7 protein-coding genes are annotated in these 16,557 nt (G+C 34.6%); 4 read left to right on the top strand and 3 right to left on the bottom strand.

The features are described from left to right. Positions 1-22 precede the first annotated feature (22 nt). The 4 genes from sov to ACFOWM_RS05100 all read left to right on the top strand — a co-directional run bounded on the left by sov (position 23) and on the right by ACFOWM_RS05100 (position 12,457). Positions 23-7,306, top strand: coding sequence for a T9SS outer membrane translocon Sov/SprA (sov, locus tag ACFOWM_RS05115; protein WP_379707604.1), 7,284 nt, complete (start codon positions 23-25; stop codon positions 7,304-7,306). A 127-nt stretch (positions 7,307-7,433) separates the two neighbouring features. Beyond that, entirely contained in the window at positions 7,434-8,819 is a 1,386-nt protein-coding gene (locus tag ACFOWM_RS05110) for a PDZ domain-containing protein (RefSeq protein WP_379707603.1), read from the top strand. A gap of 76 nt (positions 8,820-8,895) precedes the next feature. Continuing rightward, entirely contained in the window at positions 8,896-9,792 is an 897-nt protein-coding gene (locus ACFOWM_RS05105; protein WP_379707602.1) for a helix-turn-helix transcriptional regulator, read from the top strand. Between the two features lie 229 nt (positions 9,793-10,021). Next, the gene (locus tag ACFOWM_RS05100; protein ID WP_379707601.1) at positions 10,022-12,457 is read left to right on the top strand and encodes an outer membrane beta-barrel protein; all 2,436 of its coding nucleotides are present in this window, start codon (positions 10,022-10,024) and stop codon (positions 12,455-12,457) included. A 47-nt stretch (positions 12,458-12,504) separates the two neighbouring features. Here ACFOWM_RS05100 and ACFOWM_RS05095 read toward each other — a convergent pair whose 3' ends face one another. From ACFOWM_RS05095 to ACFOWM_RS05085, 3 genes are all read right to left on the bottom strand, one after another. Further along, entirely contained in the window at positions 12,505-12,990 is a 486-nt protein-coding gene (locus ACFOWM_RS05095) for a hypothetical protein (RefSeq protein ID WP_379707600.1), read from the bottom strand. Positions 12,991-13,071: 81 nt separating this feature from the next. Next, positions 13,072-13,830: an SDR family NAD(P)-dependent oxidoreductase gene (locus ACFOWM_RS05090; protein WP_379707599.1), complete on the bottom strand. Its 759-nt coding sequence runs from the start codon at positions 13,828-13,830 to the stop codon at positions 13,072-13,074. Positions 13,831-13,881: 51 nt separating this feature from the next. Next, entirely contained in the window at positions 13,882-16,500 is a 2,619-nt protein-coding gene (locus ACFOWM_RS05085; protein WP_379707598.1) for a PKD domain-containing protein, read from the bottom strand. Between the last annotated feature and the right edge of the window lie 57 nt (positions 16,501-16,557).

The raw sequence follows: 16,557 nt of genomic DNA, 5'->3' as shown, positions 1-16,557 counted from the left end.
TTTACTTTAACTTATTATCTTAATGCTGCTTATAAGAAAATTATTTTTCACACTGCTCGTTTGTGCAACAGTACCGGCGTTACTTGGTATGTCTACCAACAACGGTAACAAGGAGCCTTTACGTACATATAAACATAGTGTAAGAGACACACCACCACCTACATTACCTTATCCAATAAAAGATAGTAGGGGCGATGCTGTTTCATCTACCAACCGAGGTACTTACTATTTACCCAACCCAAGCAATGTAAAAGATTCGGTGGTGTACAATGCCATTAACCGAACTTATTCAGTATATGAGAAAGTAGGCGATAAATATTATCGTACGCCTACCACATATACTTTTGAAGAATTTTGGGCCATCAGAAACAGGCAAGCTGAACAAGCCTATTTTCAACGCAGGGCAAATACTACCAACTTATTAAACAGGGGAAAATTATTAAAGCCAAAATTAAAATTAACCGATAACCTGTTTAATAGGTTATTTGGTAACGGAAAAATTGATATTACGCCACAAGGTAATGTAGATATTACCGCTGGTTATCAAGGTCAGTTAATTGATAACCCAACATTACCAGAAAGAGCAAGAAGAAGTGGTGGATTAGATTTTAATTTGAATGCCCAATTAAATGTAAACGCTAGCATTGGTGATAAATTAAAGTTCCCCATCAACTACAACACATTAGCCAATTTTAACCTCGATAATCAATTAAAGTTAGACTATGTTGGTAGTGATGATGATATTGTAAAACGTTTTGAAGCAGGTACGGTTAGTTTTGCATCGAAAGGCACATTAATACCGGGTGCCCAACAATTATTTGGTATAAAAACACAATTGCAGTTTGGTAAATTGTATGTTACCACTATTTTAGCGAATCAAAAATCGCAACGCCAAAATGTAAATTTACAAGGCGGTTCTGCCGCACAAACGTTTGAATTTAAGGCAGATGAATATGAAGAAAATAGGCACTTTTTATTAGCCCAATATTTTAAAGATAATTACAACAGCGTAATGAGTACCGCACCAGCTATTAATAGCCAAGTGCAAGTATTAAAATTACAAGTTTGGGTTACCAACCGTAATGGTACAACAACTGAAACCAGAGATGTAGTGGGCTTAATGGATTTGGCAGAACGCAACCCTTTTTTACAGCCGCCTACCATAAATGTGTTGAACAATCAACCCATACCTACTAACCAAACGAACGATTTATTAATTAAAATACGTAACCTGCCCGATGCTCGTAACCCTGCAACTATTTACAGTAATTTATTATCGCTAGGGTTGAGTCCGGTACAAGATTTTGAAAAAACTTTTGCAAGAAAACTAGATAGCAACTCCTACACATTCAATCGCCAGTTGGGTACCCTATCATTAAGTTCACCATTGCAAACCGATGAAGTGTTGGGCGTTGCATTTCAATATTCTTTTAACGGAAAAATTTACCAAGTAGGTGAGTTTTCTGAAGATGTACCACCAGATAGTACCACTGCTACACAAAAAGTATTGTTTTTAAAATTATTAAAAGCTACCAGTCAACGTGTAACATTGCCTATTTGGCGTTTGATGATGAAAAACGTTTACTCGGTTGGTTATGGTGTATTAACCCCACAAGATTTTAAGTTAGATGTATTATACGAACAACCAGGTTTAGGTGCCAAACGTTATTTGCCTTATGGCGATAAAAACCAAGGTGCACCTATCATTTCATTAATTAATTTAGATAGGCTCAATAGCCAGAACGATCCGCAGCCAGATGGTGTATTTGATTTTATTGAAAACTTTACCGTTAACTCACAATACAGTAGGGTTATTTTCCCTGTGTTAGAGCCATTTGGTAGAGATATTGCACCACAAATTTATAACACAGTACCCACCACTGCTGGTGACACTTTGTTTTATGCATTGTACGATTCTATTAAAGCGGTTGCACAACAATACCCTAACCTCAACAGGTTTTTATTAAAAGGCTCCGCAAAAACATCAGGTTCATCTGATATTAGTATTGGTTATAATATTCCTAAAGGTTCTGTATCAGTAACTGCTGGTGGTAGGGTGTTGCAAGAAGGTATTGATTATGATATTAACTACGATTTAGGTACCATTAAAATCATCAATCCAGCTATTTTAAATTCAGGCTTACCAGTACAAGTTAATTTTGAAAACAATGCGTCATTTGGTTTACAACAACGTTCTTACTTAGGGCTCAGGTTAGATTATTTGGCAAAGAGTACTGCAAAAGAGCAGTTATCATTTGGTGGAACCATTGTACGCCTTAGTGAACGACCGTTTTTTACCAAAGTAAATATTGGTGAAGATCCTATACGTAATGCTATGTACGGTTTGGATATAAACTATAAAAAAGATTTACCTCGTTTAACCAAGTTATTAGATAAGCTGCCGTTTTACTCAACCAAAGCACCATCAACGGTTAATGCATATGCTGAAGCGGCTATGTTGAAACCAGGGCATGCACCGCAAATTGGTAGGGGCGAAAATGGCGTAGTGTATATTGATGATTTTGAAGGCAGTAAATCAGGTATTGATTTACGTTTTCCTGCAATTGCTTGGGGTTTAGCATCAACCCCTATTGGTGCAACACCTCGTAACAGCAATACATTACTATTCCCTGAAGCAACGTTGAGTAACAACCTTGATTATGGAAAAAATAGGGCAAAAATTGCTTGGTATCAAATTGAGCCAATATTACAACAATTTAGGGCCAACAATAACCCTATTACAGATGCTAATTTGTTGAGCGACCCTAGGGTGCGTCAAGTATATCAAAAAGAAATTTTTCCTCAACGAACAACCGGTTTTGGTGAAAATATTTTGCAAACTTTTGATTTAGCTTACTATCCAAGAGAAAGAGGTCCATATAACTTCGACAATGCTATCGGGTCAGTAAATGCACAAGGTAATTTATTGCAACCTAACAAACGTTGGGGTGGTTTACAGCGTAATATTGATCAAACCGATTTTGAAACGGCTAATATTGAATTTATTGAAGCTTGGATTCAAGATCCGTTTATTAATAATCCAACAGCAGCTGGTGGTAAATTGTATTTTAACCTTGGTAATATTTCTGAAGATGTGTTGAAAGATGGTCGTCGTTTTTATGAAAACGGTTTACCTACGCCAAACGCACCAGCACCCATAGATACCACGGTTTGGGGCAACGTACCACGTAACCCCATACAAGTTACCAACGCTTTTAGCAACAACCCTGACGATCGTAAATTTCAAGATATTGGTTTAGATGGTATGAGCGATACGGCTGAGGTAAGAAAAAGACAGGCTTACCTGAATACAATTGCAGCTAATTTTGGTATCAATTCAGCAGCTTATCAAAATGCATTATTAGATCCATCGAGTGATGATTACAAACATTACCGTAATGCATCATTCACAGGTACTGATGGTATTTTAGCTCGTTACAAAAATTATAATTCACCTGAAGGTAATTCACCAATTGATAATGGTGGGCAGTTTACATCTGCCGCAACTTTATACCCCGATGCTGAAGATTTTAATAGAGATAATACCCTCAACGAAACAGAAGAATATTATCAATACATATTTGATTTAAAACCATCAACTGCACCCGAAATGCAGATTGGTCAAAATTATATTGTTGATAAAAAAGTAGTGGCGGTTAATTTACCTAACGGTACTACACGTAATGAAACATTCTATCAAATTCGTATTCCTATCAATAGTTACGACAAAAAAATTGGTAACATTCAAGATTTTAAATCAATCAGATTTATTAGAATGTACATGACTGATTTTGCTGATACAGCTGTGGTACGTTTTGCTCAATTGCAATTGGCTCGTAATATTTGGCGTAGGTATAAATTTGAAATTGACACATTGGGTCAATCAAACCCTGCAACACCAACGGCTTTTAACGTTGGCTCAGTAAACATTGAAGAGAACGATACCAAATTGCCGTTTCCATATAGAACGCCAAAAGATATTCAGCGCCAACAAACCCTCAGTAATAATGGTGTAAACTTATTACAAAACGAACAAGCTATGACGATTCAGTTTTGTGATTTAAGAAGAAATGACTCTAAAGGCGTTTTTCAAACTTTTGCCAATAGAGATTTACGGCAATACAAAAAACTATCTATGTATATTCACTCAGAGCAGGCACGTAATGCTACGGTGAGTTTGAGAGATAAAGATTTAACTGCCATTGTGCGTATTGGTACCGACTTTATTAACAACTATTATGAAATTCGTATTCCTTTAAGTCAAACACCAGCAAGTGCTGCTAGCCTAAATGCCAATTCAGATGCCTACAATGATTCACTTTGGTTAAAACGAAATAGTTTGGACTTAGATTTAACGGTACTAACTAAATTAAAACAATCACGTAACTCTTCAAGTACGCCGCTTAATCAAATATTTAGAAGACTTCAAAGTAACGGACAAACGTATGGGGTTTTAGGTAATCCAAACTTAGGAGAAGTGAAAGGTATTTTAATTGCAGTTGAAAATACCAAAGCATTACCAGTCGCATGTGGTGAAGTTTGGGTAAACGAACTTCGCTTATCATCACTTGATGAAGAAGGCGGCTACGCAGCATTAGCAAGGGTTGATTTTACTTTGGCAGATTTAGGTACATTATCATTATCAGGTAATTTTCATACAAGAGGTTTTGGTACGCTAGAGCAACGTGTTAATGAACGCTATAGAGATAATTTCTTACAATACGATATTTCAACTACGTTGGAGCTTGGTAAGTTGTTGCCGAAAAAAGCCGGTATACAAATTCCTGTGTTTGCTAGTTACTCACAATCTGTAAGTACACCAGAGTACGATCCGCTCGATTTAGATATCAAGTTGAAAGATAAATTGAATGCAGCACCAAGTGCAAAAAAAGATTCAATTCGTAAAACTGCAATAGATTTTAACTCAACAACTACCGTCAACTTTACCAATGTTCGTAAAATAAAAACCAACGACAAAAAGCCAAAAATTTATGATATCTCAAATGTTGATATTAGTTACTCATATATTAAAACAAGTAGCTATAACCCTTTAATTGAGTTTAATGATGTTACAAGGCATAGGGCAGGCTTGGGTTACAACTATAACACACAAACCAAATACATTACACCATTTAAAAACCTATTGCGTAAGAAAAAAACAAGATGGCTCGATTTGGTGAAAGATTTCAACTTTAGTTTAATGCCATCACAAATTAGTTTTAGGGCCGATTTACAACGTCAGTTTGGTGTCATTAAACCAAGAAGTTTTGGTGGCGATAAATACCAAACGCCTGAAACTTATGATAAGTATTTCATATTCCAGAGAGATTATGTTGTGCGTTGGAACCTAACCCGTTCTTTAACATTAGATTATGTAGCCACTAATAACTCAAGGGTTGATGAACCAGCTGGTAGAATTGATACCAAACAAAAAAGAGATTCTTTATTGAATAATTTGTTTAAAGGTGGCCGTAATACTTTGTTTAACCAAACCGTTTCAGCATCTTACACTTTACCAATTTCAAAAATTCCATTGTTAGATTTTGTAACGGCCAATGTTAAATACCAAGCGAATTATCGTTGGATTGGTGCTAGCAGATTAGCCGTTAACTTAGGTAACTTCTTAGAAAACGGTCAACAAAAAGAAGGTACGGTTCAAATGGATTTTAATAAGTTATACCAAAAGTCGAAATTATTACGCCAGTTAGATGCACCATCTAATATTGAAGACCGAAATAAATGGCGCAATAGGTATACAAAAGTGCAAGATAGTGTAGTAACTAAATCAAGTAAAAAAGTGTTACGTACCCGAAAAATTTTAGACAAATCGGCCTTGCCTTATGTAAACACACCACTTAAAATTTTTGGTAAATTATTAACCAGTTTAAAACAAGTGAATGCTACAATTGGCGAAAATGGTAGTACTCGTTTGCCAGGTTATACTGATAGTACAAGGTTTTTCGGACAAAACTTTAGCAGTGCAGCACCAGGCTTTGATTTTATTTTAGGAAAACAAATTGATAGTAACTGGCTCAACAGAAAAGCAGGCGCTGGTTTAATAACTAAAGATTCTAATTTTAATTATTTGTTTCAACAAAACTTTGACCAGTCATTAACCGCAAGTGCAGTTTTTGAACCTGTAAGAGATTTGAATATAACAGTCAACATCAAAAAAACATTTAGTAAAAATTATTCTGAAACATTTAGGTTTATTGATACAACAGGTGGTAACAACAAACAATTTTTACACCTCACTCCATATTCAACAGGTGGGTTTGATGTAAGTTATATCGCATTTAAAACATTGTTTGGCAAGTTTGATCCTAACAGAGTATCACAAACTTTCAAAACTTTTCAAGATAATAGGGTAGTACTTTCACGTAGGTTGGGTAAACAAAACCCTTATACACAACAGCAAGCAAATGCCGGTTTACAGCCTGATGGATATTATTATGGTTATGGCAAATATGCAGTTGATGTATTAATACCATCATTTATTGCAGCATACACCAGTCAAGATCCTGAAAAGGTATCGTTGATTAAACAAACAGATGGTAGAACTAAGTCAAACCCTTTCCGTTCTATCTTGCCAAAACCAAATTGGAACCTTACGTATAATGGTTTATCAAGAGTTAAAGGATTAGATAAAATTTTCAATAGCTTCAGTGTATCGCATGGTTACAATGGCAGCTTAAGTATGAATGGTTTTACATCGGCTTTGTTATATCAAGATGTATCACGTTTTGGTTACCCATCATTTTATGACACGGTTTCAAAAGCGTATATACCTTTCTTTTTAGTGCCTAATGTAAGTATACAAGAACAATTTAGTCCGCTACTAGGTTTTGATATGCAATTCACTAATCAATTTCAAGCAAAGTTTGAATATGCAAAATCACGTACGTTGAGCTTGAGTTTATACGATTACCAATTGAGTGAACAACGCAGTACAGAGTTTAGTATTGGTGCTGGCTATCGTAAAAAAGGTTTGAAATTATTAGGTGGCTTAACCTTGCCTAAGTTTTTAGGAGGTGGTAAAAAATTAGAAAACGAAATTAATTTTAGAATTGATTACAGGGTGAGAGATAATGTTACTGCTAACAGCAGACTCGATCAAGATAATAATTTTGCAACAGGTGGTAGCCGAGAAATTACCATTACACCAACGGTTGATTATTTCTTGAGCAATAGGGTAAACTTAAAGTTTTATTTTGACCAACGTAAAGTAAAACCTTACATATCATCAAGTGCGCCTACTACCAATACAAGGGCAGGTATTCAAGTAAGAATATCATTATCACAATAAAATGATCATCAAACAAATAAAAAAAAGGTCGCTATAATGAGCAACCTTTTTTTATTCAAATTAGCAGGATTTTACAAAAACAATCTTTTAGCTTCAATTAACTTTAGTTGTATAAAATTCGCAAATCATGAATTGCTTTCGCTTGTTCCTACTATTAAATCTTTTATTTATTGCACAACCTTTAATTGCTCAAAAAATTAATAGAAAAGGTATATTAGGTGTGGGGTTTTACACTACTGTGCCTGATAGTTTAGCTGTAGCATTACAATATAAAAATGGTGTAGTTATTAAAAATGTTATTCCTAATACTACTGCCGCTGCTTTAGGTATACAAGCTAATGATATAATTACACAAGTTAATAATACTGTTATTGCACAACCAACAGCATTACCAATAGTTGCAAAAAATTTAAGGGCTGATGAAAACATTGAAGTAACCATCGTTCGTAATAAAGTAAAAAAAATACTTGCAGCCAAAGTATTGCCAAAGCCTTACGAGCAAAGCGATAATGCTGAAATTATTTATGATGCTTTTCCATACAAAAATGGTTACGTACGTACCATTTATAAAACATTAAAAAATAAAAAACCGATTGGTACTATTTACTTTTTGCAAGGGTTGCCATGTTACAGTATGGATAATTTTTTGCCGCTTGATAAAACAAAACAAGCAATTGATGCACTGGTAGAAAGAGGCTTCGCAGTATACAGAATGGAAAAAGCTGACATGGGCGACAATACCAACCAGCAACCCTGTGAAACGATGGGCTTTAAAGATGAACTAGCCATGTATGATGCTGGTTATAAAAATTTATTACAATTAGCCAATGTTGACACTGCTAACATTATTTTATTTGGCCACTCAATGGGTGGTGTAACGGCACCTTTACTTGCACAAAAATACCAACCAAAGGCAGTGGTAGTGTATGGTACCGTTTTTAAACCTTGGCTTAGTTATTTGCTTGATGCTAATTTGCTGCAACCACAAATGATGTATGGCGAAAGTGCTCAAAAATTGCAACAACAAATTAATGAGGCTTTACCATACATTCACGATTATTTTTTAACTGATAAAACAATTGAACAAATTACAGCTACGCCACAAGGGTTGGCTGCAATGGAGTTATTAATTAGTTATGACGCCAAAACAAAATTAGGGTTATCTGGTAGGGCTGCATCAGTGCATAAAGAGCTTAATCAAATGAATGTAAAAGCAGCATGGGCCGCTACCAATAGTGCAGTGTTGGCTATTTATGGTGAGTGTGATATTGCAGCAATTAATGCTGATGATCATATAGCGCTTATTGATTGGGTAAATAAAAATCATCCTGGCAAGGGGCAGTTTTGGTTAGCCCCAGGCACCACTCATACTTTTGAAGCAATTGGCTCAATGGAAACATTTTTGAAAATGCAAGCCAACCAAGCACAATATGCTTCGTATGCTGCTGCAAGGTTTAATAGTAAAGTGTTTGATTATATTGGCGACTGGTTAAAAAAGCAATCCAGTAATTAAAATATACAACCACTTATATAAATGTTGTTGGATATTGCTGCTACAAGGTATTATCTTCATACATTATTAAAAGGTTATGGATAATCCTTTGTTTAGTGATACTCAGCAAATAATGCAACGCATTGAACACAGTGATAATAGTATTGTGTTTTCATCACTACATAATTTTTTTGAACCAGTACATTCCAAAGGGTTTGCTATCAAATACGTGGCAGAAGGTAGCGAACGCTATGTGTTAAATAATGAAATTTTTGATGTACAGGCTGGTAATTATTTGCTATGTAATGCTACAAAATTAGGACACGTAGAAATTGAAAGTGCTAAAAATGTAAAGGGTATTTGTATCAATATTATTCCAGCTATTATACATGAAGTTGCTGCCAGTTTTAAAAGACCTGATTCCGCTTTCCCAGATATAGATTTGGGATTATTTTTAAGTACAGACAATTTTATTGAAAACCAATACCAAGCTAGTTCAACAGCAGTAGGTAAAGCGTTGCACGACTTTCAGCAATACATAACATTACATCAAATTGCAGTACAACAATTACCTATTGATTTTTTCTACACATTAGCAGAAAAAATTGTAGTTGATCAACAACCTATTTACAAACAACTTCAATCAATACCCGTAGTAAAATCAGCTACAAAGCGGCAACTTTTTAAACAATTACAGCAAGGTAAATTTTATATTGACCATCATTTTGCTACTAAAATTTCAATCAATCAAATAGCTCAGTATGCTTGCATGAGTGAATATCATTTTTTTAGGTTGTTTAAATCAATATATAAACAAACGCCGCATCAATATATTTTATTTAAAAGATTACAATTTGCTAAAAAGTTATTGCAACAAGGTGGTACATCAATTGCTGCAATTGCTTATGAATGCGGCTTTGTAGATGTGTTTGCATTTAGTAAAGCATTTAAACAATACATGGGTTGTACACCTTCATCGCTTTTGAGAAAATAGCAGGATTTTACAAGTACAATCACAACAATTTGTGCAATTTTATTTTCAATTGAATAATTAAACAACTATGATTTTATCATTGATAGAAGCAGTTGTTTTAATATTTGTCTACGTTTATTTTGTTTACAATGGTAACGCTCCAATAGTATATTAATAAACAAGGCTTTCAATGTAGTTAATTTTAATTGTATGTACAAACAATTTTTATAATTGTATTAACCCATTTTTTATGAAAAGTATTTTTATTTTACCCATTTTTATATGCACTGTTTTTTCAAATGTTGTGTATGCACAAGTTTTTTCAATAAGCGGTAAAATTGTAACAAGTGCTGATGCAAAAGGTATTATAGTAAACCTTGTTAAGGCTAATGATAGCAGTATCTATAAAACAGTATTATGTGATAATGAAGGTGCTTTCTCTTTTGAATTTGTAAAAAAGGGTAGCTATAAAGTAAATGTAAGTAATAGCAATTTTGATTTGTACTTCAGTAATGCCATTGAGATAGTGAATAATAATATTATACTTGCACCAATTAAGCTCAATAATATTGCCCAAAGTTTGACAACAGTAAAAGTTACCGCTACTAAAAATTTTGTTGAGCAAAAAATTGATAGGGTTGTTATTAATCCTGATGCATTGATTAGTAATGCTGGTACAAATGCTTTAGATGTACTTGAGAAATCTCCAGGTGTTTTAGTTGATGTAAATGGTAATATTTCATTAAAAGGTAAACAGGGAGTGGTAATTTTTATTGATGATAAACCAACGTATTTAGCCGCCGCTGATGTTGCAAATTATTTAAGAACACTATCTAGCAATACATTAGAATCAATTGAGCTAATGACCAATCCTCCTGCAAAGTATGATGCAGCCGGTAATGCAGGTATCATTAATATTCGACTAAAGAAAACAAAGGTATTGGGTTTTAACGGAGGTATAAATGTGGCGATTGGGCAGGGCAGTTATTTTAGAACCAATAATAGCATCAACTTTAATTATCGTATTAATAAAGTAAATGTATTTACCAATATGAGTTATAATGATGTAAATACGTACCAAGATTTAACTATCAATCGCTTTTATTATGATAACAACGGAATACTGAATAGTACTTTCAACCAAAATTCATTTATAAAAAAAGGACAAACAAGTTTCAATGCAAGGGTAGGGGCTGATTTTTATGTTACACCCAAAACAACATTAGGAATTGCTGTAAGTGGTTTTACAAATCCAGCAACAGGTAATGTACTAAACAATGCTAAAGTGCTTGATAATAATACCCAACCAACGGCATTGATCAAAGCAACCAATCCTTCAAATAAAAAATGGAATAATACAAGTGTGAACGCTAACTACAGTTATAAATTTAATAACAAGGGTAAGGAACTTACAGGTAATGTTGATTACATTAATTATACTTCAACCGTAACACAAAATTTAATTAATAGTTCGTTTGACCCCAACAATGTATTTATAAATAGCACCACATTAGCCTCATCATTACCAGCAACTATTAATATTGCATCTGCAAAGTTTGATTATGTACATCCTATAAATAGCAATGCTAAAGTTGAAACTGGCTTAAAAGCAAGTAAAGTAACATCGAAAAATATAGCTGATTTTTTTGATGTGCTTGCAGGTACTTCAATACCTAATTATAGCTTTTCTAATAAATTTAATTATAACGAAAATATTAATGCTGTATACTTTAATGTATCAAAAGAACAAAAATTATTGTCGCTTCAGGCTGGTGTCAGAATTGAGAATACACAAATCAGTGGTAAGCAATTTGGTAATCCAACAATGATGGATAGTAGTTTTAAAAGAAATTACACCAATGTATTTCCAACATTATTTATTCAATACAAATTAGATACCGTTCAAAAAAACCAAATGGCTTTTTCTTTTGGAAGGCGCATAAATAGGCCCAATTATCAAGATTTAAATCCATTTACATATCCACTTGATCGATTTACTTTTTATGGAGGTAACCCATTTTTGCAACCAACTATTGCTTTTACAGCAGCTGTGAGTCATACCTATAAAAATAAAATTACCACTACAATTGATTATAGCGTTGCTAACAATTTAATACAAGAAACAAATGAACAAAGGGGTAATATTTACTACAGCCGCCCTGGTAATTTTGGTAAACAAGTGGTGTATGGTATAGATGTTAATGCGACCTTACCTATCACCAAATGGTGGACTTTACAGCTTTACGCTGCATACAAAAACATGCAATATAAATCGGTGGTGTATGGGCAAATATTAGATGATCATCGATTTTATGGGTACATAGCGCCCACTAACCAATTTGTTATTACTAAAAACTTAAGTGCCGAGTTAGCTGGCTCATACCAAACAAAAATTTTAGTTGCACAGTTTTTAACCATACCTGTATGGCAAGCAAGGGTTGGCTTGTCGCAAAAAATATTAAAAGGAAAAGGTGCTTTAAGAATCAATGTAAGCGATTTGTTTTTTACGAACCAACCAGGTGGCGATATCAGAAACATTGCTAACTCAAAAGCAAATTGGGTGAGTGTTTTAGATAGTAGGGTAGTTACTATCGGTTTTAGTTACAGGTTTAATAAGGGCAAAACATTAAACTTACGCAAAACAGGAGCTGCTGATGATGAAAAAGGTAGGGTAAAAACAAGTTAGATAATTAGAAGATGCTGAAAATAAATAAAGCTGCAATTAATGCAGCTTTATTTAATCACTTTTTTAAACATCATTATATAACCACAAACATTTTTATTTTTCTTATTTACTTGAACAGGTTTTATCATGTGGTATTCAGTAAACTTAGGTATGTAATCGTAGTTAATAATATTGCCATCAACATCGCCCCACATTTTCTTTTGATATACTACTTGTCGTTCATTCCAATCATACATTCTTACTTCATACAACCTTGAGGTAATATCACCTATAAAAATAACCCTATACCAAGTGCCTTCTCTTAATGGAACTACAACAGGTATTTCATATTCGCTTTCCATGGGCATACTGGCTTCTTTCACTACAATAAAACCTTGCTTTTGAAATTCTGCCTTAAGGCTATCAACCTGTTTTAAAATCATGCTGTTTTCACATGCAGCTGTTTGCTTCACCATGGGTTGTGCAACGCATATTTTACCAAACAAGGTAAAACCTACCAGTAAGTATTTTAATTTAGAGAGTGTTGCGAACATGGTTTTTCAAGATATATTTCAACAATACAGAACTATAAACGACGTTTTTTGATAATTATTGTACCATTAAACGTATTATTACTAACTTTCTTTAAAGAACATTGTGGCATTTGCTTGCTGCGTACTCATGATTGTTAAATCATTGATACAAACATGGGCTGGTAAGCTGGCGCAATAAAAAATAGTATCAGCTACATCAGCAGCAACCAACGGTGTATACCCAATGTAAGCTGCTTTTGCTTTGGTTGTATCGCCTTTAAAACGTACTATTGAAAACTCGGTTTCAACAGCACCAGGGTTTACACTGGTAACTTTTATGCCGTGTTTTACTAAATCTATTCTCATGGCTTTTGATAAAGCATCAACTGCAAATTTGCTAGCACAATAAGCGTTGCCATTTTCATATACTTCTTTGCCTGCAATTGAACCAATGTTAATGATATGGCCTTTCGATGCTTTTAAATGAGGCATTAATGCTCTAGTTATATACAAAAGCCCCGTTACGTTGGTATTCATCATGGTTTCCCAGTCATCAATATTGGCTTCATCAAAAGCATCTCTTCCTAGTGCTAACCCTGCATTGTTTATTAGTATATCAATTGTAGGGTGCAATGAAATAATATTTTCAACACTTGTAAAAACAGCCGCTCTGTTTTGTACATCAAACTCAAGGGCGGTTACTTTTATGGAGTAGTTTTTTTCTAAGTGAGATTTTACTTGGTTTAATAAATCAACTCTTCTTCCTGTTATAACAACATCGTACCCATTTTTTGCAAATTTTTCAGCACAAGCTTTACCAATGCCAGATGTTGCACCAGTTACAAAGACTGTTTTACTCATTCAATAAAATTTATAAATTTTTGTTAAGAAAGCTAATATCGTACCAAAACATTATCTAATCAAAATAACATTACCTTTTCTTACAATTTTTCTTCCTTTAAAGTCAACAGCACTGGCTTGCCATACAAAAGTGCCGGTTTCTTGTGGTACACCTTTGTAACGGCCATCCCAACCTTCACCAATTTTACTGGTAACATAAACTAATTCACCCCACCTGTTATAAATTCTAAAATACTCAAGGTTTCTGATGCCTAAAGCGATGGGTCTAAAAATATCATTCAAACCATCTTTGCTTGGTGTAAAAGCTTTTGGAACATATAAATCTGGCGGTAAAAAGAACACCCTAACATTAATGGTATCAGTAGCTGAACAGCCAATATTGTTACTAACATTAACAGTGTATGTAATATTATTTTGTGGTAATGATATAGGGTTTGAAATATTTACATTATTTAAATACGTACTTGGCGACCATGTGTAAATAGTACCACCAGTTGCTTGTAATTGTAAAGGTTCATCTAACACTACTGAAGTATCTTGTGGTCCAGCATTGGCAATAACCCTTATGACATCAAGGTTAAAAGTAGCAGTTACAGGCTTGGGGCATCCCAAAGTATCTCTAACTGTTACAGAATAAAGTACTGAACGTGTGGGGGTTTGTGCAATGGGGTTCGCAATATTTACATTATTTAAAAATGCAGGAGGCGACCATAAATATATACTGCCCCCACTTGCATTTAATTGCGATGATTTGCCAAAACAAATAGGACTATCACCCGTAATATTAGCTACCGGATAAGGCACTGTTTTTACCACAATATCTTTCTCAACAAAACATTTATTTGAAATAGATGCTACTACATGAAAAGTAGTACTTGGTGCTGTTGGAAAAATAATGGGATTTTGCACCGTTGGGTTTTGGATTACATTACTAGGGGTCCATGTAAAGTATAAAGCATCGGTATTGAGGTTGAGCCTTGTTGTATCGGTTCGGCAAATGGTAGTATCATTAATGGCCAGTAAACTTACATCGGTGACTACATTTATTTTAACTGATGCACTGGTTGAACACCCAAATTGATCAGTATAATTTGCAGTATAAGTTGTGGTTACATCAGGACTAACCAATGGGTTAAAGCTGTTTACATTGTTGATGGCAATATTGGGCGACCAAGTTATGTTACCCGAGTTTACATTGGTGGTTAATTGTAAGGTATCAACTGTACAAATTAATGTATCTCTCGATATAAAAAATTCAGGTTTATCAACAATAGTAACCACAGGGTATAAGGTATCTCTACAACCTTTATCAGTTTCAACAATAAATTGTGCGTTGTAAGTACCTGGTGTGGTATAAGTATAGGTAGGGTTTTGTAGCCTACTGGTATCGTTGGTTAAGTTAGTTACGCCAAAATCCCATCTCCAAAAATTAGCAGCCCCAAAGGTAGCGGTAGTGGCATCTGTAAATTGTACAGGCGTATTTTTACATTGTGGAGGTAGCGGACCAAATGCAGGGAAAAATCCAGGATAAACCCTAACAATTGCGGTTGCAGTGTCAGCACAAGGTGTATTTTTATTTACAATCAACGTCAATACAAAATCACCTGCACTTGTGTAAGTATGCGGATCAGGAAATTCGAGGTTAGATGTATTATTGGCCCCTGATGCTGGGTCGCCAAAATCCCAATCATACGTTAAGTTAAGTGCTGAACTATTTAAATTTTGTACAGTAAATGTAAAGCCATCGCAACTATTATAAACGGGTTTCAATTCAGCACTGGCAAAATCGCATGGGGCAACAGTTACAATAAAATCTTTTCTATGGTCAGCAATAAAAACACCGTTTCTAAAGCTTTTTACTAATACAGATACAATGTATTTGCCAGCAGCTGGTGCAATACCAGAAATAATACCTGTGTTAACATTAATAGTGGCGTTTGGCCCCAAGGGTTGTAACCCATTATAACCCGTTGAATAGGGCACTAAACCATATGGAGGAGCAGAAGGTGTTGCAAAGCTAGCATCAACTGCTTGTCCACCACCATAAGCACCTACAAGGCTGTACACCAACACATCGTTAGGGTCGGGGTCTGTAGCACTAAAATCTAAAATAAAATTTTTGTTTTGGCAAATAATAGAAATGCCAGTACGAAAACGAGCACTGTTATCATTGCCCACCGGCAAAGTGTTTGTTCCAGGTATTTCACCTATGTAAGTGGAGCCTACATTTGTAGCATTGCCAATATTAGTAATGCTACCTACCCTGCAACAAGTTTGATAAGCAATGGTGTAGCCATTTGTGTTAATAGGTAATTGCACTTCAAAAGTGTAAATACCGCCACTGTAATCAAAATTTGGGGTATTGGTTAAACAAGGTGGTGCAGCAATTACACTCAAAGGAAAGGTGCTGGTTAAATTTACATTGATATAGTTACCAAATTGTGTATTGTTATCATTATCAAAAATACCCATACTTACACTTGTAGGCATAACTGCACAACCCACACAAAGGTTGTCTCTAAACAAACGAAGTGTTACAGAATACCTACTACTGTTGCCACCTGCACCAGGCCCCAAATAATCATATATAACTTCACCCCCAGTTATATGCGCTGCAAATAAAGGTAGGTGTAGTATAGAAATAAATAATATTAGTAGCAGTTTTTTCATCAAGTAAGTATATGATACTAAAATACGCATTAATGTTGTACGGATTGTGCAGGTATT

Source organism: Ferruginibacter yonginensis, from assembly GCF_042651465.1.
GTDB classification, from domain to species: Bacteria; Bacteroidota; Bacteroidia; order Chitinophagales; family Chitinophagaceae; genus Ferruginibacter; species Ferruginibacter yonginensis.
Note: the sequence above shows the minus strand (reverse complement) of the source record. Positions and strands in the feature narration are given on the sequence as shown.

Excerpts from the sequence above, each read along its gene's own strand:
- ACFOWM_RS05090 (WP_379707599.1), bottom strand. The coding sequence starts at position 13,830 with ATGAGTAAAACAGTCTTTGTAACTGGTGCAACATCTGGCATTGGTAAA.
- ACFOWM_RS05110 (WP_379707603.1), top strand. The coding sequence starts at position 7,434 with ATGAATTGCTTTCGCTTGTTCCTACTATTAAATCTTTTATTTATTGCA.
- ACFOWM_RS05085 (WP_379707598.1), bottom strand. The coding sequence starts at position 16,500 with ATGAAAAAACTGCTACTAATATTATTTATTTCTATACTACACCTACCT.
- sov (WP_379707604.1), top strand. The coding sequence starts at position 23 with ATGCTGCTTATAAGAAAATTATTTTTCACACTGCTCGTTTGTGCAACA.
- ACFOWM_RS05095 (WP_379707600.1), bottom strand. The coding sequence starts at position 12,990 with ATGTTCGCAACACTCTCTAAATTAAAATACTTACTGGTAGGTTTTACC.
- ACFOWM_RS05105 (WP_379707602.1), top strand. The coding sequence starts at position 8,896 with ATGGATAATCCTTTGTTTAGTGATACTCAGCAAATAATGCAACGCATT.
- ACFOWM_RS05100 (WP_379707601.1), top strand. The coding sequence starts at position 10,022 with ATGAAAAGTATTTTTATTTTACCCATTTTTATATGCACTGTTTTTTCA.